Consider the following 21,283-nt stretch of genomic DNA (forward strand, 5'->3'; position numbering starts at 1 on the left):
CCAGCCGATGCGCAGAGAATCGACTCATGAGCGACGGACCACGCATTCTCATCGTCGATGACGAGCCCAACATCCGCGACCTCCTCACCACGAGCCTTCGGTTCGCCGGCTTCGCCGTGCGAGCGGTCGGCAACGGCGCGCAGACCATCTCGGCGGTGCTCGAAGAGGAGCCCGACCTCATCATCCTCGACGTCATGCTGCCCGACATGAACGGGTTCGGCGTCACCAAGCGGCTGCGGTCGGCCGGGTACACCGCGCCGATCCTCTTCCTCACCGCGAAAGACGACACCGAAGACAAGATCACGGGTCTCACCGTGGGCGGCGACGACTACGTCACGAAGCCCTTCAGCCTCGACGAGATCGTCGCGCGCATCAAGGCGATCCTGCGACGCACGATGCACGCCGAAGAAGACGCGGTCATCCGCACGGGCGAGCTCACGATGGACCAGGACACGCACGAGGTACTCGTCGGCGACGTTCCGGTCGAGCTCTCGCCCACCGAGTTCAAGTTGCTGCGCTACCTCATGCTGAACCCCAACCGGGTGCTGTCGAAGGCGCAGATCCTCGACCACGTGTGGGAGTACGACTTCAACGGCGACGCCGGCATCGTCGAGAGCTACATCTCGTACCTGCGCCGCAAGCTCGACCAGCACTCCGCAGAGCCGCTGATCCAGACCAAGCGCGGATTCGGCTACATGCTGAAGTCCTCCAAGCCCTGACTCAGGAAGGCCCACCTAGACTCGGCCCGCCATGAATCAGATCTCCGAGCGGTGGAACCGCATCTCCCTGCGCACCAAGATCACGGGTGTCACCGTGCTCATGCTGACGCTCGGTCTTCTGGTCTCCGGCATCGGCACGGCGGCGATGCTGCGCTCGTACATCGAGGCGCAGATGACCGCGAAGCTCGAGGCGATCGCGTCGAGTGATCTGGAGAAGTACTTCACCGACGACGAGGAGATCGACGAGCGCCGGTTCGCCCCCTCCGAAGAGGTCTTCGTGGCCGTCTACGATGCCGCGACCGGCGAGCTCGACGGCACCAACTGGGCCGGTCGCCACGGCGACGAACTCCCGGTGATCCCGAAGATCCTCACGCAGGCCCGGGTGAGCGAGCTCAACAACTCGCACTTCCAGATCTTCTCGTTGAACGACAAGTCCGGGGCGACGAGCTTCCGCGGGGTCGCCACGATCATGCTCTCCGATCAGCACGGCTCGTACTCCCCCGTGATCATCGCGATCTCGTCGAAGGATACCGAGCAGCTGCTCGCGATGTACCTCACGATCTTCCTCGGTTTCGGATTCGGCGTCGTGCTCGTCGGTGCACTGCTCACCCGCATGCTGGTCACGACGACGTTCATGCCGTTGCGCGAGGTCGAGCGCACGGCCTCGGCCATCGCCGACGGCGACTTCAGCCAGCGCCTCGGCGGGGCGACACCGAACACCGAGGTCGGCCGGCTCAACCGATCGCTCAACACGATGCTCAACCGCATCGACCGCGCCTTCCGCGACCGGGCTCGCACGATCGACCAGATGCGCCGGTTCGTCGGCGATGCGTCGCACGAGTTGCGCACTCCGCTCGTGTCGGTGCGCGGCTACGCCGAGCTCTACCGCATGGGCGCGCTGCAGTCGCCCGAAGAGGTCGGGCAGGCGATGGAGCGCATCGAGAAGGAGGCCATCCGCATGGGCGGCCTGGTCGAAGACCTGCTCGCCCTGGCCCGCCTCGACGAAGCGAAACCGCTCGATCTCGCCGAGGTCGATCTCGTGCCACTCGCCCGCGATGCCGCCCTCGACACCATGGCGGCCCATCCCGCGAGAGTGGTCACCGTGATCGCCCCAGAAGACCTGAGCACCGCGGATGCCGCGGGGGCGCCCGCTCCCGATCTCGAAGTCGAGCTCGAGCCCGCCCCTGACCACGCGAACACCCTGACCGGTCCGATCTCCTTCGCAGGCGCAACGCTCGCCCGTTTGCGCGGTCGTCGCCCGCGCGGCGGCGATGCCGCGACGGCTTCGAGCAGCAAGAAGGCATCGTCGAAAGGCGCCTCCGGGACATCCGCTTCGAAGCGCGCTGCCGCTCGCGCCGCGGCCGCGAGTTCCGCACCGACGACGGCGAGCACCACTGCCATCGAGGTGCAGCCGAAGCCCGTGCGGCGCACGGTCGTGCTCGTCGAAGAGAACAAGATCCGTCAGGTCATCACGAACCTGATGGGCAATGCGATCCGCTTCACGGCGCCCGAGAGCCCCATCGAGATCCGCATCTCGGTCGACGACTCGACGGAGCGGGCCATGATCGAGGTCGTCGACCACGGCGAGGGCATCCCGCCGCAGATCCGCGAGAAGATCTTCCAGCGGTTCTGGCGCGCCGACACCTCGCGTACGCGCGAGACGGGCGGTTCGGGCCTCGGCCTCGCGATCGTGTCGTCGATCGTCGCCGCGCACAACGGCACCGTCGACGTGGTCGAGACGCCGGGCGGCGGAGCGACGTTCCGCGTCTCCCTGCCGCTGGCGGGTTCACCCGCCGCGCCGCAGCGCGTCAGCACCGACTGAAGCACTTCGCCCGCCGTGCCGCAGCGCGTCAGCGCCCCGCTCAAGCCCATCGTCCGGCGTTCGGGCGGCAGCACTCGCCCTCAACAGGCGGCGATCGATCGATGCACGCACGATGCCCCCTCTGGGCGGCCGTAGCATGCACGTGCGCTCGTAGCATGTGCAGCACACCGAACGAAAGGGGCCGAGATGGCCGTCTACCAGGTCGACGCCGAGCAGGTGTCCGCCGCGACCCAGACCGTGCAGGGCACGATCGGGCGCATCCAGTCCGATGTCGCCTCGCTGCTGGGGCAGCTCACCGGGCTGCAGTCCTCGTGGTCGGGTCAGGCGTCGGCGGCGTTCCAGGGCGCTGTCGCCGACTGGCGTGCCACGCAGCTGCAGGTCGAAGAGAGCCTCTCGGGGCTCAACCGCGCGCTCGGCGTCGCGGCCGTGCAGTACTCCGACACCGAGCAGTCGAACGCCCGCCTGTTCCTGCGCTGAGCCTGCACCTGCAGCGCGACACCGGCGACGACGGAAGCTCGAGGCACAACGATGATGGGCGCCTCCCCAAAGGGGAGACGCCCATCATGCCGTGCTTCGTACGGCTCGGACCTAGAAGTCCATGCCACCCGAGGGGTCGCCGACCGGAGCCGGGTTCTTCTCGGGCTTGTCGGCGACGACGGCCTCGGTGGTGAGGAAGAGGCCGGCGATCGACGCTGCGTTCAGCAGCGCGGAGCGGGTCACCTTCACCGGGTCGTTGATGCCGGCAGCGAGCATGTCGACGTACTCGCCGGTCGCGGCGTTCAGGCCGTGGCCGATCGGGAGGTTGCGCACGCGGTCGACCACGACGCCCGGCTCGAGGCCGGCGTTGAGGGCGATCTGCTTGAGCGGTGCGTCGATGGCCACGCGCACGATGTTCGCGCCCGTCGCCTCGTCGCCCGTGAGCTCGAGCTTCTCGAATGCGGTCTTGCCGGCCTGGATGAGGGCGACGCCACCACCGGCGACGATGCCCTCTTCGACGGCGGCCTTGGCGTTGCGCACTGCGTCTTCGATGCGGTGCTTGCGCTCCTTGAGCTCGACCTCGGTCGCGGCACCTGCCTTGATGACGGCGACGCCGCCGGCGAGCTTGGCGAGACGCTCCTGGAGCTTCTCGCGGTCGTAGTCGGAGTCGGTGTTGTCGATCTCCTTGCGGATCTGCGACACGCGGCCGGCGATGGCTTCCTCTTCGCCGGCGCCTTCGACGATCGTGGTCTCATCCTTGGTGATGATGACCTTGCGAGCCTGGCCGAGCAGGTCGAGGGTGACGTTCTCGAGCTTGAGGCCGACCTCTTCGGAGATGACCTGGCCCCCGGTGAGGATCGCGATGTCCTGCAGCTGCGCCTTGCGACGGTCGCCGAAGCCGGGAGCCTTGACGGCGACCGACTTGAAGATGCCGCGGATCTTGTTGACGATCAGTGTCGCGAGTGCTTCGCCATCGACGTCTTCCGCGATGATGAGCAGCTGCTTGCCGGTCTGGATGACCTTGTCGACGATCGGCAGCAGGTCCTTGATGTTCGAGACCTTGCCGTTGACGATCAGGATGTACGGGTCTTCGAAGACCACTTCCTGACGCTCGGGGTCGGTGACGAAGTACGCCGACAGGTAACCCTTGTCGAAGCGCATGCCCTCGGTGAGCTCGAGCTCGGTGCCGAAGGTGTTCGACTCCTCGACGGTGACGACGCCCTCTTTGCCGACCTTGTCGATCGCTTCGGCGATGAGCGCACCGATCTGCTCGTCGGCGGCGGAGATCGAGGCCGTGGCGGCGATCTCTTCCTTCGTCTCGACGTCTTTCGCGTTCGCGAGCAGCTCGACCTCGACGGCCGCGACGGCCTTCTCGATGCCGCGCTTCAGCGAGATGGGGTCGGCGCCGGCAGCGACGTTGCGGAGGCCCTCGCGAACGAGTGCCTGGGCGAGCACGACCGAGGTCGTGGTGCCGTCACCGGCGACGTCGTCGGTCTTCTTGGCGACCTCCTTGACGAGCTCTGCACCGATCTTCTCGTACGGGTCGTCGAGCTCGATCTCCTTGGCGATCGACACGCCGTCGTTCGTGATCGTGGGCGCGCCCCACTTCTTCTCGAGCACGACGTTGCGGCCGCGCGGGCCGAGGGTCACCTTCACCGCGTCGGCGAGCGTGTTGAGGCCACGCTCGAGGCCGCGACGGGCCTCCTCGTTGAAAGCAATGATCTTTGCCATGTGTTTCTCTCGTCCTTTCCCGGACGTCTTCAAAGATTCGTTGGGTTAGCACTCAAAACGAGTGAGTGCTAAGACGATTCTGGCACTCGACCGTCGCGAGTGCAAGCGAGCGCGATGCTGTCCGCTCAGGGCGTGAACGTCGCCGAGCCGTCGTCCGGCACGAGCTCGACCCACGTGTTGCCGGGCGCCAGGCGCAGCGGCGAACCGTCATCGGCGGTCAACGTGATGGGCGAGCTCGCGGCATCCTTCGCCCAGGTGCCATGGGCGGTGCGACCGGCGACCGACACCCAGGCCTCACCCGTGCCGATCATCACCGTCTTCGGCACTTCCCCGTAGCCGTCGTCGATGCCGACCCGCAGCGTGACGACGTTGCTCGCGCGCACCCGCTCCCCCGACGTCTCGAGATCCGGCGCGCCCTCTTGAGACCGCAGCCAGACGGATACCGCAACATCCCACTCCCACGACGGGAACCGGGCCTCGGAGAACACGAGGTCGATCCGCGAAGTGGGCGTCGCGGCGAACGCCGGCGCCGCGAGCGCGTCGGCTGCGCCGTAGGAGAACTGCACGGGCGGCGGAGCGAGCTCGGCATGGCGCGACACAGCTTCGGCCGCACTGAGGATCACATCGTGCGGGCCCGGCCGCTCGTCGGCGCGGCTGAAGAGACCGGTCTCGTCGTAGTCGAAGACGAGGTTCAGGAGCGGCGTGGCCATCATCATCTCGACGAACTCGTCCTGACCGCCCGAGTAGGCGATGATGCCGCCGAACGGCGACGCGATGTCGGGATCCATCGGCCGGATCGAGCGCACGGGGCCGACCTCGTCGGGCACATCCGAGTGCCAGATCGCGACGTACCGAGTGAGCCCGCCCTCGACGAGCTCCTCGAAGACGATGTCGCTGCGGTTGAGCGCGATCTGCGGTCGCGCTTCGTCGTGGTTGTCGATCTTCACCGCGAGCGAGGGGTGCGCGAGCGCCGCGGCATCGGCGCTGGTGCCCCGGAGCGGCGCGAACGACACCGTGGCAGCCGGCGACTCGCCCGCGGGGCGGGTGGCCTCTGGCTCACCGGCATCCGGTCCCTGCGCCGGGGCCTGGCACCCGGCGAGCACGACGATCGCGGCGCTGAGCACGGCGAACGTCACCCCTCGCCGATGCGAGGCCCGCCGGACTCGCAACGCCATGCCGTCATGCTAGCCGCGAGGCCACCCGAAGCCGGGGAACGCGCCGCCGAACCGGCTTGCGTCGGCGAATCAGGGTCGCACGCCTCAGGCCGGCCGAACCGCCTCCGCCTGCGGGCCCTTCGAGCCCGTGCCGACCTCGAAGACGACCTGCTGGCCCTCTTCGAGCACCTTGTACCCCGACATGTCGATCGCCGAGTAGTGCACGAACACGTCTTGGCCGTCATCGGCGACGGTGATGAATCCGTAGCCCTTCTCAGCGTTGAACCACTTGACGGTTCCGTTCGCCATGCGTTGCTCCCATGTTGCTGCGAGTGTCGATCGGCACGTGCATGTCGCATGCGCCGGGTCGACCCACATGGGAGAACGGATGCCGGGAACGGCACGTGCACACCACGGGAGCGACCGAATCCAGATACTCACGACGGGCCGCCCTGGCACAAGAGCTCTGCACACGGCGCAGGTATCGGAATGGCAACGATTCACCCGCTGCGGCGGGCGGGGAGGATCAGCCCGCGGTCGCGTCGGCGTAGTCGGAACCGAGCACCACGACCAGCTGGTTGCCGGTGGCGGCGAACTGGTCGGACAAGCGCACGTCGGCCTCGGGCAGGAACTGGGCGACGCCGCGGGCGGCGCCCTCGAGCTCGGGGGTCGCGTAGTAGACGACGGTCTCGGTGAGGGTGTCGTCGTCGGCGTTGGCGGTCGAGCCGACCGGTACGCCGTTGGCCGTGAGCGTCTCACCCGCCCGCGCCGCGAGGCCGCTCGTCGCCGTGCCGTTGAGCACGAGCACCGGGATGTCGGGAGCGATCACCGGCTCGGCGGTGACGACCGGCGTGGGACTCGGCGTCGAGGCGGGAGGGTTGCCGAAGTTCAGGCGATCGTTGAAGAGCATGACGCCGGCGATGCCGACCGCGACCAGCACGACCGTGGCGAGGGCCGCCCAGGCGAACGCGATCCATGCTGCGCCGCGGCGCGCGGGCGCCCGGTGCGCACCGACCCGGTCGATGCCGTGCGGGATCGAGTCGAATCGATCGCGGGGGAACTTCTGCGCCATGGGTCCAGTCAGGTGTCGGGGCCGCGCTCAGTCGAGCGGTCGGCCGATCGAGAGCGAACGCCGCGATCGCGCCGCCGCACGGGCTGCACGCATGCGCTGCAGTCGCTTGACGAGCATGGGATCGTGGCGGAGCGCCGCGGGCGAATCGATGAGCTCGCCGAGGATCCGATAATAACGGGCGGCCGAGATACCGAACTCGTCGCGAATGGCCTCCGCCTTCGCTCCGGGCTGCTGCCAGGCACGTGACTCGAAAGCGAGCACGCGAAGATCGCGCTCGTCGAGGGCCGACTGCGAGGGTCGATGCGGCAGGCGCTCGGCGCTCATACGACCTCCCGTCGAGGCGGGCCGGATGCGCCGCCTGCACAAATCCTAGACACTGTCGGCCGCGCATCAGCCGAGCGACGGCGGCGTGTGCCCGGTGCGGCCGGCGGCCGGCGGCCGGGCAGGCCCATCGACGAGAGCCGACGACGGAACATCCGAACCGGTTCGCACGTTGCACTCGATGCCGGAACTCCCCGCAATACCTGCGAGCATGGGATGGCACTTGCGAGCACGAGAGGACCGCTGATGGCGTACGACGTGGAGAAGACCGAGGAGCAATGGCGCGCCGAACTCGGCGACGAGCAGTACTCCGTGCTGCGCGAAGCGGCGACCGAGCGCCCATGGACCGGCGAGCTCCTCGATGAGGACCGCGCGGGCGTCTACGCCTGCGCCGCTTGCGGTGCCGAGCTCTTCCAGAGCGGCACGAAGTTCGACTCGGGCTGCGGCTGGCCGAGCTTCTACGAGTCGGTGCGCCCCGAGGCGGTCGAGCTCATCGAGGACTCGACGCTCGGCATGGTGCGCACGGAGGTGCGCTGCGCGAGCTGCGGCTCGCACCTCGGGCACGTCTTCCCCGACGGCTTCGGTACCCCGACCGGCGACCGCTACTGCATGAACTCCCTCGCCCTCGACTTCTCAGCCGAGTCCTGAGTGGCGGCGCCCGTTCGCGATGCGATGCTCGCCAGGCGTTCGGCGCCGAAGGTGACGGATGCCGCGCCTGACGACGATCAGCTGCTCGAGCTGCTCGAAGCGGCGGGCCGGGTCGCCGATCACGGCGCCCTTCGGCCGTGGCGGGTCGTCGCACTGCGGGGCGATGCCCGGGCGCGGCTGGGAACGGCGCTCGCGGGCGCCGCAGGCTTCAGTGGCGAGCAGGGCGCGCGCCTCTCGGGCAAGCCGCTCCGCGCTCCCCTGCTGCTCGCGATCGTCGCGGTCACCAGACCGCACCACAAGGTCGCCGTCTGGGAGCAGGAGGCGGTCGCCGCGGGCGTCGCCCACCAGCTGAGCCTGGTGCTCGACGAGGCCGGTTGGGGCGTGATGTGGCGCACGGGCCCGCACACGCGGCATCCGCTCGTCGCAGAGATGCACGGCCTCGCCGAGGGCGAGCGGCTGCTCGGCTGGTTGTACGTCGGCGGTGTACCGGCTGGCGCGCGGAGCGACCGAACGCCCGGTGTCGACGCCGCCTCGAGGTTCAGCTCGCTCGGCTGACCTCTGCCGACTCGGCGCCATCGACCGACGGCGGCTCTGCGGGCACCACCGCGTGTCGGCGGCGACTCCAGCGGATCGATGCGACCGCCACGGCGATGAGGGCGAGCACGGTGCCGCCGACCGTGGCGAGCTCGACCGGTCGATCGGCCGTCGGCAGCAGCAGGTCGAGCGCGAGTGCGGCGACGAGTTGGCCGGCGACGCCGCAGAGGGCGAGCAGCAGCACGCCGAGCCGGCGCACGAGCATCGCCTGCCCGGCGATGAAGATGCAGCCGAGCGCTCCGCCGGTGTAGAGCCATGGTTCCGCGGGCAGCGTCTCGGGCCACCCGACGGATGCCGCGTGCACGAGCATCACCACGACGAGCGCCGTCGTTCCGACGAGGAAGTTGATCACGGTCGCGGTGAGGGCGCTGTCGGCGATGGCCTTCACCCGCCCGTTCACCGCCTGCTGCCACCCTGCACCGACGCCAGCGACGAACGGGAGCAGCATGAGCAGGAGCGGTGCGTCGCCGGCGACCTGCGCCGACACCGCCCAGCCGATCGCTGCGAGCGCGAGCACTGCGCCGACCACTCGGGTCGCGCTGAGCGGCCGTCGTCCGCCGGGGCCGAGGCCGATGAGGTCGAACACGATGCCTCCGACGGTCTGCCCGGCGACGATCGCGATCGTGAAGAGCGCCACCCCGATGACGCCGGCCGAGAGACCCTGCGTGATCACGAACCAGGCGCCGGCGAGGCCGCCGAGCACCATCCACCACGGAAGCGCGCGGGTGCGCAGTGCGCCGCCGACCCCGCGGAGGCCGACGCGGCCCGGCTTCCACATCGTGAGGACGACGAGCAGGATCACGAGCCCGCTGCCGAACGAGATCGCTGCGGCCGTGTACGGGTCGTGGAGCCCCTGCGCGAGTTGTCCGTTGATGCGGGACTGCAGTGCGGTGCCCGCACCGAACAGCAGGGCGAGCAGCAGGCCGATCCACATCGGGATCCTTGACTGCTCGACGTGCGCGTGGCGATGAACGGCGTCGGCGCCCGCCGATGGCGAGTGCGTCTGGGGTGGGTTCTGGTTCAAGAGCCGGCTATGGGACTCGAACCCACAACCCCCGCTTTACAAGAGCGGTGCGCTACCAATTGCGCCAAGCCGGCGAGGACATCGCCTCTCCGACATCCTACCGATCAGGTGGACGCCGGACGTGAACGAGGGCCCGGCACACGGCCGGGCCCTCGTGAAGCGCGTCGAGCGTCAGGGCGCCGGCGTCGGAGTCGGCGTCGGCGTCGAGGTCGACTCCGAGAACGCCTCGCCCGTCGCCTGCAGCACGAACGACTGGAACTCGGCCGGGTCGGTGAGCGAGCCTTCGTACTGCTTGCCGTTCACGAGCACGGTCGGGGTGCCCTTGATCGACTCGAGGTCGGAGTTCGGCACCGCTTCGGTGAGCGCACGCGTCGTGGCATCCTGCACCCACTTCTTGAACTGGGTGTCGTCGATGCACTTCTCGATCGCTCCAAGGGAGCCGACGCCCGCCTCTTTCGCAAGGGCCTTGATCTCGGTGTTGGTGAGACCCGGCGACGTCTCTTCCGGCTGGTTCTCGAAGAGCAGCGCGTTGAAGTCGAAGAACGAGTCGGGCGAGTTGTCGGCGACGCAGGCGGCCGCGTTCGCGGCGCGCAGCGAGTACTGCGTGCCGGCCGACTTGTTCGTCAGCAGCGCGATCGGGTGCACCTCGAGGGTCGCGGCGCCCGACTCGACCATCGTTCTGATCGAGTCGGAGTTCGTCTGCTCGAACTGACCGCAGAACGGGCAGAGGTAGTCGATGTAGGTGACGATGTTGGCGACGGTGCCGCTGTCGTCGGGCACCGTCGGCTTCGACGTCGCGCCGGCGGCGAGGGCCGGAGTCTCGGTCGCCGTGATGGTGCCGTCGACCCCGGTGAGCAGGATTCCGTCACTCGCCATGTTGGCCGGCCCGGGGCCCGCGGGCTTGACGCTGTTGAAGATCAGGGTGCCGACGAGCGCCGCGATCGCGAGCACCGCGACGATCACACCGCCCTGGATGAGCACCTTGTTGCGCCGTTCGCGCTTCTTCTGCTCCTCGCGGAGTTCCCGTGCCTTCTCTCGCGCTGCTTCGCGCTGTTCGTTACGGGTGGGGCGTGGCTGATTCGATCCGCCGTTGCTCATCGATGGTCACTCCGGTCGCTGTGGGTACGCCCGCGCATGCATGCGAACGCCAAGATGATATTAGGGACGATGGCTGGGAATCACCCAAACGAGATCTGCGAGGCCGCCGACCGCGGGCTGTGGAGCCGGCACCCGAGCGTACGCCGAACCACTCGGTGCATGCGATACTGAGTGGGCGTCAGCGTCGACGCGAGTCCATCACTACGGATCGTCCGGCACGTACCTGCCGGTGAAGGAGAAACACATCATGGCGTCAGTCACGTTCGATAAGGCCACCCGCCTCTACCCCGGAGGCAACCGTCCGGCCGTCGACCAGCTCGACCTCGAGGTCGCAGACGGCGAGTTCCTCGTCCTCGTCGGCCCCTCCGGTTGCGGCAAGTCCACCTCGCTCCGCATGCTCGCGGGCCTCGAAGAGGTCAACGAGGGCAACATCTTCATCGGCGACCGCAACGTCACCGACGTGCCGCCGAAAGACCGCGACATCGCCATGGTCTTCCAGAACTACGCGCTCTACCCGCACATGACCGTCGCCGAGAACATGGGCTTCGCGCTCAAGATCGCCGGCGTCGGCAAAGACGAGCGCGCAGCTCGCGTGCTCGAGGCGGCCAAGCTCCTCGACCTCGAGCCCTACCTGGCACGCAAGCCCAAGGCGCTCTCGGGCGGCCAGCGTCAGCGCGTCGCCATGGGCCGCGCCATCGTGCGCCAGCCGCAGGTGTTCCTCATGGACGAGCCGCTGTCGAACCTCGACGCGAAGCTGCGCGTGCAGACGCGTACGCAGATCGCATCGCTGCAGCGCCGTCTCGGCGTCACGACCGTCTACGTCACGCACGACCAGACCGAGGCGCTCACCATGGGTGACCGCATCGCGGTGCTGAAAGACGGCCTCCTGCAGCAGGTCGGCACCCCGCGCGACCTCTACGAGCAGCCCAACAACGTGTTCGTCGCCGGCTTCATCGGCTCGCCCGCGATGAACCTCTTCCACGCGGACCTCGTCGAGGGCGGCATCAAGTTCGGCACCGCCACGGTGCCCGTCGAGCGCGACGCGGTCGCCGACTCGAGCAGCACGATCGCCACGATCGGTGTACGTCCCGAAGACATCACCGTCTCCCCCGTGCAGGGCGAGGGCCTCGCGGTCGAGGTCGACCTCGTCGAGGAGCTCGGGGCCGACGGCTACCTCTACGGCCACTCGACGGTCGAGGGCAAGCGCACCGACATCGTCGCGCGCGTCGACGGCCGCGTGCACCCGAACGCCGGCGAGCGCGTGTATCTCACGGCAACGCCGGGCCACGTGCACATCTTCGACGCCGAGACGGGCCTCCGCCTCAGCAAGAAGCCGGTCGTCGCCTGACGCGACCTGTCGACCGGTTTGCCGGCCGGGCACTCGCCCGGCCGGCATCGCTGTATCCACGAGGCATCCGACGACTACGCTGAGGCCCTAATGAGCGGATCACTCTCCATCACGTCGGCCTTGGCCGATCCGGCACTACTCGACCTCCCGTGGGACGTGCCGCTCGAGGCGTGGCCCAACGAGACCATCGCGGCGCTGCCGAAGGGCATCTCGCGCCACCTCGTGCGGTTCGCGCACCTCGGCACCCATGTCGTGGCGATCAAGGAGACGACGGCCGAGATGGCCAAGGGCGAATACGAGATGCTGCGCTCGCTGCAACGCCTCGACATCCCCTGCGTCGACCCGGTGGCGGTCATCACGAATCGCAGCGACGCCGAGGGCGATGAGCTGAAGCCGGTGCTCGTCACCCGGCACCTGCGCTTCTCCCTCCCCTATCGTGCGCTCTTCTCGCAGACCCTCCGGCCCGACACCGCCACGCGACTCGTCGACGCCCTCGCCGTGCTGCTCGTGCGCCTGCACATCGTCGGGTTCTTCTGGGGCGACGTGTCGCTGTCGAACACGCTCTTCCGTCGCGACGCCGGCGCCTTCGCGGCCTACCTCGTCGACGCGGAGACGGGCAAGCTGTACGAGGGCGGGCTCTCGAACGGCCAGCGCGAGAACGACCTCGAGATCGCCCGGGTCAACATCGCGGGCGAACTGCTCGATCTCGAGGCCGGCGGCAAGGTCGCCGACGAACTCGACCCGGTGAACATCTCGAACGGCATCGTCGAGGCGTACCGCAGCCTCTGGACCGAGCTCACCGGCTCCGAGTCGTTCTCGAGCGCCGAGCGATGGCGCATCAACGAGCGGGTCAACCGCCTGAACGAGCTCGGCTTCGACATCGAGGAGCTCGCGATCCGCACCGACGAGACCGGCACCACGGTGCGCATCCAGCCGAAGGTCGTGGACGCCGGTCACCATCAACGCCGGCTGCTGCGGCTCACCGGGCTCGATGCGGGTGAGAATCAGGCCAGACGCCTGCTCAACGACCTCGACTCGTACCGCGCCGCCTACGACAAGACCGAGCTCGACGAGGAGATGGTCGCTCACGAGTGGCTCATGCGCGTGTTCGAGCCGGTCGTGCGGGCGATCCCGCTCGAGCTTCGCGGCAAGCTCGAGCCGGCCGAGGTCTTCCACCAGTTGCTCGACCACCGCTGGTTCCTCGCGCAGCAGGTCGGCCACGACATCCCGCTCGCCGAGGCGGTGACCTCGTACGTCAACACGGTGCTTCGCCATCGCCGCGACGAGGCGACCGTGATCGGCCCGCCGACCGACTCCTTCACGATGCCGATCGAGACGATTCCGTCGACCGACACCGCGGCGTTCGCCGCACTCGACCCCGACGACGACGGCGACTGGCGCGCGAACGTCTGATCCGGCATCCGCCGGTCGACGCGCGAGCCGTGCTCGCTCGCCGACCCACGGGCGCTGCTACTCCGCGCGGAGCTTCGAGATCTCGTAGAGGGTGACCGAGGCGGCGATGCCGGCGTTCAGCGACTCCGTCGATGCGCTGATCGGGATCGAGACGATGGCGTCGCACGTCTCGGCGACGAGCCGCGAGAGCCCCTTGCCCTCGCTGCCGACGACGACCACGATCGGGCGATCGGCCCACGAGAGTCCGGGCAGCGAGACGTCGCCGTCGCCGTCGAGACCGAGCACGAACACGCCTCGCTCCTTCAGCGCCTTGAGGGTCTGCGTGAGGTTCGGCGCCATGGCGACCGGCACTCTCGCGGCGGCCCCGGCCGAGGTCTTCCACGCGGCGGAGTTCACGCCCACCGATCGGCGCTGGGGCACGATGACGCCCTGGCCGCCGAACGCGCCGGTCGAGCGCAGGATCGCGCCGAGGTTGCGCGGGTCGGTGATGCCGTCAAGCGCGACGAACAGCGGCGTCTCGTCACGGGCGAGCACCTCGTCGAGCAGCTCGATCGGGTGCGCGTACTCGTAGGGCGGCACCTTCAGCGCGATGCCCTGGTGCACGCCGCCCTCTCCGGCGAGACGGTCGAGCTCAGGTCTCATGACCTCGAGCATCGGGATGCCGCGGTTGGTCGCGATCTTCAACGCCTCGCGCACGCGATCGTCCATCTCGACCCGCGCAGCGATGTACAGCGTCGTCGCGGGGATGCGCGCCCGGAGCGCCTCGACGACCGAGTTGCGGCCTGTCACGATCTCGGACTCGTCGCCCGTCTTCGCACGGCGCGCAGCACCGGAGGCACCGCGCGGCGCACCCTGGCGCTGGCCGCCACCCTGACCGGCGACGCGCTTGCCGCCCGACGCGCGATAGCGCTCGTCGGCGGCTTTGCGCTTGCCGGCGGGGTGCCAGGCGCGATCTTCGGCCTTCGGCGTCGGGCCCTTGCCCTCGAGCGCCTGACGGCCCTGGCCTCCTGAGCCGACTTGCTTGTTCTTCGCCTTCCGTACGGCTCCGGCTCGCGACTTTCCGCTGCTGCCCTTCATAGTCCCAAGCTCCAATGCGTTCCGGTCGAACTGTCTTCGATGGTGATACCCGCTGCCGAGAGTTCGGCGCGGATGCGGTCTGCGGCAGCGTAGTCCTTCGACTCGCGCGCAGCCTGTCGGTCTTCGATGAGGCGGGCGACGAGGGCGTCGAGCGCGGATGCCGCGGGCCCGGTGTCGGCGGCCGCCCAGTGCGGGTCGCGCGGGTCGATGCCGAGCACTTCGACCATGGCGACGACCTGCCCGTGCGCCACTGCGGCGTCGTGCAGTTCGTCGGCGTCGAGCGCCTGATTGCCGGCGCGCACCGTGTCGTGCAGCACCGCGAGCGCCTGCGGCACGCTGAAGTCGTCGTTCATGGCGGTGGCGAACGCCTCGGGAATCACCGGTGCGCCGACGCCCAAGTAGCGCGTGCCGCCGAGACGCCGGGCGACACGTGAGAGGAAGCCGCGGATGCGGTCGACGGTCGCCTCGGCCTCGGCGAGCGAGTCGGGCGAGTAGTCGAGCGTCGAGCGGTAGTGCGCCGCGCCGAGCAGATAGCGCACTGCGAGGGGCGAGGCGAGCTCCAACAGCTCGGCGGCGAACACCGAGTTGCCGAGCGACTTCGACATCTTCTGTCCGCCGACGTTCACGAGCCCGTTGTGCACCCAGTAGCGTGCGTAGGCGTCGCCCGCCGCCGTCGACTGGGCGAGTTCGTTCTCATGGTGCGGGAACCGCAAATCGAGGCCGCCGCCGTGGATGTCGAACTCGTCGCCGAGGTAGCGGGTCGCCATGGCGGAGCACTCGATGTGCCAGCCGGGGCGCCCATCGCCCCACGGAGAGGCCCAGCTCGCCGATTCGGGTTCGGTGGCCTTGCGGCCCTTCCACAGGGCGAAGTCGCGCGGATCGCGCTTGCCACGGGGGTCGGCGTCGGCCGCAGCCTCCATGTTGTCGCGCGCCTGGCGAGTGAGCTCGCCGTATGCGGGCCAGCTCGCAGTGTCGAAGTAGACATCGCCCGACTCGTCGGGGGCGGCATACGCGTGGCCGCGCTCGATGAGGCGTGTGATGAGCTGCTGCATCTGCGCGACGCTCGCGGTAGCCCGCGGCTCGTACGTCGGTGCCAGGATGCCGAGCGACGCATATGCCGCGGTGAACTCCAGCTCGACGCGGTACCCGAGCGCCCACCACGCTTCATCGGTCGAGTTCTCGACCGCCGCGTTCAGGATCTTGTCGTCGATGTCGGTGACGTTGCGCACGAAGACGACGTCGTTGCCGCTGTAGGCGAACCAGCGGCGCATGATGTCGTACACGAGGGCGCTGCGCAGGTGGCCGATGTGCGGGCTCGACTGCACCGTCGGTCCGCAGACGTACATGCCGACGCGCCCATCATCGAGGGGCACGAAGTCACGCAGGGCCTGGGCCTTGGAGTCGTAGAGTCGCACGGTCACTCGGCAAGCCTACCGGCCGGGCATGTCCGTGACCTGCGGAGGACGGCGGCTCAGGCGAGGGGCAGCAGGAGGGCCGTCGCCACCGCGGCGACTCCCTCACCCCGGCCCGTGAATCCGAGCGCGTCGCTCGTCGTCGCCGACACGCTCACGGGTGCGTCGAGCACGCCCGACAGCAGCGCCTCGGCCTCCGCCCGCCGCGGGGCGAGCTTCGGTCGGTTGCCGACGATCTGCACCGTCACGTTGCCCACCCGCCAGCCCGCGAGCTCGACCAGCCGCCGGGTCTCGGCGAGGAACACGGCTCCGTTCGCACCCTCGAAGCGCGGATCGGCGGTGCCGAAGACCTGGCCGACGTCGCCGAGGCCCGCCGCAGCGAGCAGCGCGTCGCAGATCGCGTGGGCGGCGGCGTCGCCGTCGGAGTGCCCGGAGAGTCCGCGCTCCCCCGGCCACTCGAGCCCGGCGAGCCAGAGCGGGGTGGCGTCGTCATCGGTGAAGGCGTGCACGTCGGTGCCGGTGCCGATGCGCGGTACCGACGCAGCCAACCCGCCGCTCGAGGCCGCGCGGGTGACGAGCTGCTCTGCGCGGTGCAGGTCGGCGGGCACCGTGATCTTGAAGGCGCGCACGTCGCCGGGCACCACCTCGACCACGAGGCCGGCGGATGCCACGAGCGCCGCGTCATCCGTGAACTCGCCGTGGGCCGTGGCGTAGGCGTGGTCGAGCGACGCGCGCGGAAAACCCTGCGGGGTCTGCACCGCTCGCAGGGTCGAACGGTCGACGGTCTCGAGCACGCGGCCCTCTGCCGACACGCGCTTCACCGTGTCGACGACGTCGAGCGCCGGCACGATGCCGTGCTGGCGCGCACGAACGGCCCCGGCGACCTCGTCGAACAGCAGCGCCGGAGCCAGCGCGCGCGCCGCGTCGTGCACGAGCACCGTGTCGATCGACGGCGGGAGCGCCGAGAGGCCCGCGGCGACGGAGCGCTGACGGGTGCTTCCGCCGGCGACCACGTCGAGCCGGGCGGATGCCGCAGCCACGACCGGCTCGAATCGCGCTCGAGTGGATCCGACGCGGTCGACGGGCACGACGAGCACGAGGTGCGGCGTCTCTCGCATGCCCAGCACGGCATCGACGGCCACCGAGAGGATGGTGCCGGGGCCGAGCGGCACGAACGCCTTCGGTTCGGAGTGCCCGAGCCGGGTACCGCTGCCCCCGGCGACGACGATGACGGCGATCGTTGAGCTCACGGAACCGAGCGTAGTCGCCTCGGCGGGCGAGGGATGAGACGACGAACGGCGGGCGCTCTCGCGCCCGCCGTTCGTTGCAGTGCTCGCTAGGAGGCGAGCACCTCGTCGAGCACGGTCGAAGCCGCCTCTTCGTCGGTCTTCTCGGCGAGTGCGAGCTCGGAGATGAGAATCTGGCGCGCCTTCGCGAGCATGCGCTTCTCACCGGCCGACAGGCCTCGGTCTTGATCACGGCGCCAGAGGTCGCGCACGACCTCGGAAACCTTGATCACATCGCCGGAGGCGAGTTTCTCGAGGTTCGCCTTGTAGCGACGCGACCAGTTGGTCGGTTCTTCGGTGAAGGGGGCGCGCAGCACCTCGAAGACCTTGTCGAGGCCTTCTTTGCCGATGACGTCACGAACGCCGACGAGGTCGACGTTCTCGGCGGGAACCTCGATGACGAGATCTCCCTGCGTGACGTTCAGCTTGAGGTAGAGCTTCTCTTCACCCTTGATGATGCGTTTCTTGACCTCGGTGATCGTTGCGGCACCGTGATGGGGGTAAACGACGGTTTCGCCAACCTCAAAAAGCATGAATAGATGTCCTTTCGGCAACTATCAGGATATCACATTCAGGATCATGCTAAAGTTCCGCCCCCCTTCGGGCAGGCCGTCACCCGTACGATATGCTCGATTCGATCCCATCGCGCCCGGGCCACCGCCCGTGCGCGCTTGCATGCACTTGGAGGTTCTGTGAAGGCGCGTCTTGCGGCATCCGCTGCTCTGGCCCTCGGCATCGCGCTCGGCGCGAGCGGTTGCTCGATGCTCACGTACCAGGCCACGACCGAGCACTACGACGCGAGCGACGGCGTCTCGGCCGACGTCGGAGATCTCGACCTCCGCAACATCCTCATCGTCTCCGACGACGGGGTCGACGGCAACCTCGTCATGACCGTCGTGAACAACGGCACCGACGACATCGACCTCGGCGTGCAGTTCGGCGAGGGCGGCGGCGACACCCACGAGATCGAGGTCGAGGCCGGCTCCTCCGTGACCTTCGGCGTCGGCGACGTCGAGGGCACCGATGTGATCGAGCCCCTGCTCCTCGAGGGCATCGACACGCAGCCGGGCTCGCTCCTGCCCGTGTACTTCCAGTACGACGGCGCCGAGGGCGTCGAGAAGCTCGTGCCGGTGCTCGACAGCCGCCTCCCCGAGTACAAGCAATTGGCTCCCTGACGCGAGTCGACGACGAAACGGGCGGGGTGCCACGGCACCCCGCCCGTTTCGTCTGCCCCTCAGGCCTCGAAGCGGTAGCCGAGCCCGCGAACCGTCACGAGCTGCACCGGCTCTGAGGGCTGCTGCTCGATCTTCGAGCGGATGCGCTTGATGTGCACGTCGAGGGTCTTGGTGTCGCCGAAGTAGTCGGACCCCCACACGCGGTCGATGAGCTGCCCGCGCGTGAGCACCCGGCCCGGGTTGCGCATCAGCAGCTCGAGCAGTTCGAATTCCTTCAGGGGCATCGGCACGGCCTCGCCGTCGACCTCGACCGTGTGGCGATCGACGTCCATGCGCACGCGCCCGCCCTCGAGCACCGCCTCGTCGAAGTCCTCGATCTCGATGCGCCGGCGCAGCACGGCGCGAATGCGAGCGAGGAGCTCACGAGTGGAATAGGGCTTCGTCACGTAGTCGTCGGCGCCGAGCTCGAGCCCGACGACGATGTCGATCTCGGAGTCCTTCGCCGTGAGCATGATGATGGGCACCGTCGAGCGGTTGCGGATCTCACGGCACACCTCGGTGCCGGGAAGGCCCGGAAGCATGAGGTCGAGCAGCACGAGGTCGGCGCCGGACTGGTCGAAGGCGGCGACGGCGGCCAGCCCGTCGGCGGCGACCTCCACCTCGTAGCCTTCACGCTCGAGCAGGAAGCTCAGGGGGTCGCTCAGGGCGATCTCGTCTTCGACGAGCAGGATGCGGGTCACGTACGGTCTCCTCGATCGGTGGCTGCGGCGCTCGCAGCCGGTCGTGCTGACGTCTTCTTCGGGGAACGCGGCGGCGCGGCATCCGCTCGGGCTCGGCCCTCGTCGCGGTCCGCTCCACCGGCGCCGCCCTCGAGCGGGGCTTCGGCCAGCGGCAACCGGATCATGAACGTCGACCCACGGCCGGGCTGCGACCAGACGCGCACGTCGCCCCCGTGGTTCTGCACCGTGTGCTTGACGATGCTGAGGCCGAGTCCCGAACCGCCGGTGTTACGCGAACGCGCCTGATCGACGCGGTAGAACCGCTCGAAGATGCGCTCGAGTTCGTCGGCTTCGATGCCGATGCCCTGATCGGTCACCGCGATCTCGACGACATCGCCGTCGACCTTCGCACCGACCCCCACGCGCCCGCCGGCGTTGGAGTACGCGATCGCGTTCGCGATGAGATTGTGCACCGCGACGACGAGCAGCGCACGGTCGCCGTAGACCTCCGCCTTCGCCGAGGCCTTGACGGCGACCTCGACCTGCTTGCCGCCGGCGACCACCCGGTTCTGGTCGACCGCCGCGGCGATGACCTGGTCGACGCGCACGAGCCGGTCGGGCCGTAGCGCGTCTCGCGCCTGCAGCCGCGACAGCTCGATGACCTCGCTCGTGATGTGAGCGAGCCGCGCGGCCTCGACCGAGAGCCGCCCTGCGAACCGGCGCACCTGCTCGGGTTCGTCGGCCGCCTGATCGAGCGCCTCGGCGAGGAGGCTGACCGAGGCGATCGGCGTCTTCAACTCGTGGCTGATGTTGGCGACGAAATCGCGGCGCACCTCGTCGAGGCGATGCGCCTCGGTGCGGTCTTCGGCCAGCAGCAGCACGAATCGGGTGCCCAGCCGGGCGACTCGCACGTGCAGGCGCAACGTCGAGTCGCCGAAGGGCCCGCGAGCCACGGTGACCTCGTCGACCAGGGGCTCGCCGCCGCGACGAACGGATGCCACGAGGTCGAGCAACTCGGGATGCACGAGCGCCTGCTGGCGCACGAGCCCCATGGCGAGCGCACCGGGTGAAGCACGGAGCACGTTGTTGGAGGGGTCGAGCACGACCCCGGCGGACTCCAGCACCTCGAGCACCTGATCGACGCCGTCGGGGATCGTGGGCGCCACGACTCTCGCCGCGTTCGAGCCGCGGCGCTCGGCGAAATGCAGCACGATCATGAAGGCGGCGCCGAGGAAGATGCCGAAAGCCAGTGCCGTGAGCACCGACCAGGTGGAGTCCATGGCTCCAGACTAGCCAGCCACTCGAGCGCGATCCGCCGTTGTCCCCCTGTGCGGCGGTACGTTAAACAGTGTTCAGTGTCCCGGCACCTGTTGTTCATCTTGCGCCGGGAGGATGTCCCGGGGCCGGAGCGTCCGGGCACGTCCGTGCCCGTCACTGGCCAGAGAAGACAAGGATCCACAGACATGCGTGAGGTGTTCCAGCAGGAACTGCGCGAGGTGCAGGAAGGGCTCGTCGAGCTCGCCGAGCTCGTGGCCGAATCGATCGACAAGGCGACGCGTGCATTCAACGAGTCGAACGTCAGCCTCGCCGAGGAGGTGATCGCCGACGATGACCGCATCGACCAGGAGACGGTTGCCCTCGACGAGCTCGCGATCACGATCCTCGCGCGCCAGCAACCCGTCGCACGCGACCTGCGCATCGTCGTGAGCGCGCTGCGCATCAGCGCATCGCTCGAGCGCATGGGCGACATGTCGACGCACATCGCCCAGCTCGCCCGCTACCGGTTCCCCGACAAGGTCGTGCCGAAGACGCTTCGGCCGACCTTCGCCGACATGGGCCGCCTCGACGTCGAGATCGCGCGCAAGCTCGTCGAGCTGCTGCGCACCGAAGACGTGAACCTCGCCGAGGAGATCCGCAACGAGGACGACAAGATCGACGCACTGCACCTGCAGGTGTTCGACAAGGTGCTCGGCGAGACGTGGAAGGGCCAGGCCGTCGACACGGTCGACGCCACGCTCGCGAGCCGGTACCACGAGCGCTTCGCCGACCACGCGGTGTCGATCGCCAAGAAGGTGCAGTACCTCGCGACCGGCGACTGGGATCCCGAGAAGTCGGCACTCTGACACCCGGCCCGATGGGCAGTGCATGACGAAGGCCCGGCGGATGCGACATCCGCCGGGCCTTCGTCGTTCG

General features: G+C 68.9%; 22 protein-coding genes and 1 tRNA gene. 9 read left to right on the forward strand and 14 right to left on the reverse strand.

Features of this window, described 5'->3' with window-relative positions; genetic code table 11:
- The first annotated feature begins 26 nt into the window (after positions 1-26).
- The 3 genes from H521_RS0117535 to H521_RS0117545 all read left to right on the forward strand — a co-directional run bounded on the left by H521_RS0117535 (position 27) and on the right by H521_RS0117545 (position 3,018).
- Complete coding sequence (locus H521_RS0117535; RefSeq protein WP_022894322.1) at positions 27-719, forward strand: response regulator transcription factor; 693 nt, start codon at positions 27-29, stop codon at positions 717-719.
- A gap of 31 nt (positions 720-750) precedes the next feature.
- Complete coding sequence (locus H521_RS0117540; protein WP_022894323.1) at positions 751-2,541, forward strand: sensor histidine kinase; 1,791 nt, start codon at positions 751-753, stop codon at positions 2,539-2,541.
- A gap of 186 nt (positions 2,542-2,727) precedes the next feature.
- A complete protein-coding gene (locus tag H521_RS0117545; RefSeq protein WP_022894324.1) occupies positions 2,728-3,018 on the forward strand; it encodes a WXG100 family type VII secretion target in 291 nt (96 codons plus the stop codon).
- Positions 3,019-3,129: 111 nt separating this feature from the next.
- On the opposite strand, the gene groL is transcribed toward H521_RS0117545, so the two are convergent.
- The 5 genes from groL to H521_RS0117570 form a co-directional block, all read right to left on the reverse strand.
- Complete coding sequence (gene groL / locus H521_RS0117550) at positions 3,130-4,749, reverse strand: chaperonin GroEL (protein ID WP_022894325.1); 1,620 nt, start codon at positions 4,747-4,749, stop codon at positions 3,130-3,132.
- Between the two features lie 125 nt (positions 4,750-4,874).
- Positions 4,875-5,924: a DUF3048 domain-containing protein gene (locus tag H521_RS0117555; RefSeq protein ID WP_026482437.1), complete on the reverse strand. Its 1,050-nt coding sequence runs from the start codon at positions 5,922-5,924 to the stop codon at positions 4,875-4,877.
- Between the two features lie 84 nt (positions 5,925-6,008).
- Positions 6,009-6,212, reverse strand: a complete 204-nt coding sequence (locus H521_RS0117560; RefSeq protein WP_022894327.1) for a cold-shock protein — start codon at positions 6,210-6,212, stop codon at positions 6,009-6,011.
- A 217-nt stretch (positions 6,213-6,429) separates the two neighbouring features.
- Positions 6,430-6,975: a LytR C-terminal domain-containing protein gene (locus tag H521_RS0117565; protein ID WP_022894328.1), complete on the reverse strand. Its 546-nt coding sequence runs from the start codon at positions 6,973-6,975 to the stop codon at positions 6,430-6,432.
- Positions 6,976-7,002: 27 nt separating this feature from the next.
- A complete protein-coding gene (locus H521_RS0117570; RefSeq protein WP_022894329.1) occupies positions 7,003-7,299 on the reverse strand; it encodes a DUF3263 domain-containing protein in 297 nt (98 codons plus the stop codon).
- A gap of 243 nt (positions 7,300-7,542) precedes the next feature.
- Between H521_RS0117570 and msrB the strand changes: the two genes are divergently transcribed.
- Together msrB and H521_RS24110 are read left to right on the forward strand one after the other, a co-directional pair.
- Complete coding sequence (gene msrB, locus H521_RS0117575; RefSeq protein WP_022894330.1) at positions 7,543-7,944, forward strand: peptide-methionine (R)-S-oxide reductase MsrB; 402 nt, start codon at positions 7,543-7,545, stop codon at positions 7,942-7,944.
- Complete coding sequence (locus tag H521_RS24110; protein WP_022894331.1) at positions 7,945-8,499, forward strand: nitroreductase family protein; 555 nt, start codon at positions 7,945-7,947, stop codon at positions 8,497-8,499.
- Here H521_RS24110 and H521_RS24115 read toward each other — a convergent pair.
- The 3 genes from H521_RS24115 to H521_RS0117595 all read right to left on the reverse strand — a co-directional run bounded on the left by H521_RS24115 (position 8,483) and on the right by H521_RS0117595 (position 10,660).
- Positions 8,483-9,472 carry a DMT family transporter gene (locus tag H521_RS24115; protein WP_084512586.1) on the reverse strand — a complete coding sequence of 330 codons (990 nt, stop codon included), beginning with the start codon at positions 9,470-9,472 and terminating at the stop codon, positions 8,483-8,485. The two genes, H521_RS24110 and H521_RS24115, sit on opposite strands and share 17 nt — an antisense overlap.
- Positions 9,473-9,563: 91 nt before the next feature.
- Positions 9,564-9,636: transfer RNA gene (locus H521_RS0117590), tRNA-Thr, on the reverse strand.
- Between the two features lie 97 nt (positions 9,637-9,733).
- The gene (locus H521_RS0117595; protein WP_022894333.1) at positions 9,734-10,660 is read right to left on the reverse strand and encodes a DsbA family protein; all 927 of its coding nucleotides are present in this window, start codon (positions 10,658-10,660) and stop codon (positions 9,734-9,736) included.
- A 247-nt stretch (positions 10,661-10,907) separates the two neighbouring features.
- Between H521_RS0117595 and H521_RS0117600 the strand changes: the two genes are divergently transcribed.
- Both H521_RS0117600 and H521_RS0117605 read left to right on the forward strand, forming a co-directional pair.
- A complete protein-coding gene (locus tag H521_RS0117600) occupies positions 10,908-12,008 on the forward strand; it encodes an ABC transporter ATP-binding protein (RefSeq protein WP_022894334.1) in 1,101 nt (366 codons plus the stop codon).
- A gap of 90 nt (positions 12,009-12,098) precedes the next feature.
- Complete coding sequence (locus H521_RS0117605) at positions 12,099-13,421, forward strand: DUF4032 domain-containing protein (RefSeq protein ID WP_026482438.1); 1,323 nt, start codon at positions 12,099-12,101, stop codon at positions 13,419-13,421.
- Positions 13,422-13,478: 57 nt separating this feature from the next.
- On the opposite strand, the gene rlmB is transcribed toward H521_RS0117605, so the two are convergent.
- The 4 genes from rlmB to H521_RS0117625 all read right to left on the reverse strand — a co-directional run bounded on the left by rlmB (position 13,479) and on the right by H521_RS0117625 (position 17,729).
- The gene (gene rlmB, locus H521_RS0117610; RefSeq protein ID WP_022894336.1) at positions 13,479-14,498 is read right to left on the reverse strand and encodes a 23S rRNA (guanosine(2251)-2'-O)-methyltransferase RlmB; all 1,020 of its coding nucleotides are present in this window, start codon (positions 14,496-14,498) and stop codon (positions 13,479-13,481) included.
- The gene (cysS, locus tag H521_RS0117615) at positions 14,495-15,919 is read right to left on the reverse strand and encodes a cysteine--tRNA ligase (protein ID WP_022894337.1); all 1,425 of its coding nucleotides are present in this window, start codon (positions 15,917-15,919) and stop codon (positions 14,495-14,497) included. Before cysS ends, rlmB begins: the two co-directional genes overlap by 4 nt.
- A 50-nt stretch (positions 15,920-15,969) precedes the next feature.
- Complete coding sequence (gene ispD / locus H521_RS0117620; protein ID WP_022894338.1) at positions 15,970-17,160, reverse strand: 2-C-methyl-D-erythritol 4-phosphate cytidylyltransferase; 1,191 nt, start codon at positions 17,158-17,160, stop codon at positions 15,970-15,972.
- A gap of 86 nt (positions 17,161-17,246) precedes the next feature.
- A complete protein-coding gene (locus H521_RS0117625) occupies positions 17,247-17,729 on the reverse strand; it encodes a CarD family transcriptional regulator (RefSeq protein WP_022889889.1) in 483 nt (160 codons plus the stop codon).
- 159 nt (positions 17,730-17,888) lie between these two features.
- Between H521_RS0117625 and H521_RS0117630 the strand changes: the two genes are divergently transcribed.
- Positions 17,889-18,371, forward strand: a complete 483-nt coding sequence (locus H521_RS0117630) for a hypothetical protein (RefSeq protein WP_026482439.1) — start codon at positions 17,889-17,891, stop codon at positions 18,369-18,371.
- A gap of 59 nt (positions 18,372-18,430) precedes the next feature.
- Here H521_RS0117630 and H521_RS0117635 read toward each other — a convergent pair whose 3' ends face one another.
- Entirely contained in the window at positions 18,431-19,111 is a 681-nt protein-coding gene (locus H521_RS0117635; RefSeq protein WP_022894340.1) for a response regulator transcription factor, read from the reverse strand.
- The gene (locus H521_RS0117640; RefSeq protein WP_022894341.1) at positions 19,108-20,370 is read right to left on the reverse strand and encodes a sensor histidine kinase; all 1,263 of its coding nucleotides are present in this window, start codon (positions 20,368-20,370) and stop codon (positions 19,108-19,110) included. Before H521_RS0117640 ends, H521_RS0117635 begins: the two co-directional genes overlap by 4 nt.
- 183 nt (positions 20,371-20,553) lie before the next feature.
- On the opposite strand from H521_RS0117640, the gene phoU reads away from it, so the two are divergent.
- Entirely contained in the window at positions 20,554-21,213 is a 660-nt protein-coding gene (gene phoU, locus H521_RS0117645; RefSeq protein ID WP_022894342.1) for a phosphate signaling complex protein PhoU, read from the forward strand.
- The last annotated feature ends 70 nt before the right edge of the window (positions 21,214-21,283 follow it).

This window comes from Agromyces subbeticus DSM 16689, from assembly GCF_000421565.1.
GTDB lineage: Bacteria > Actinomycetota > Actinomycetes > Actinomycetales > Microbacteriaceae > Agromyces > Agromyces subbeticus.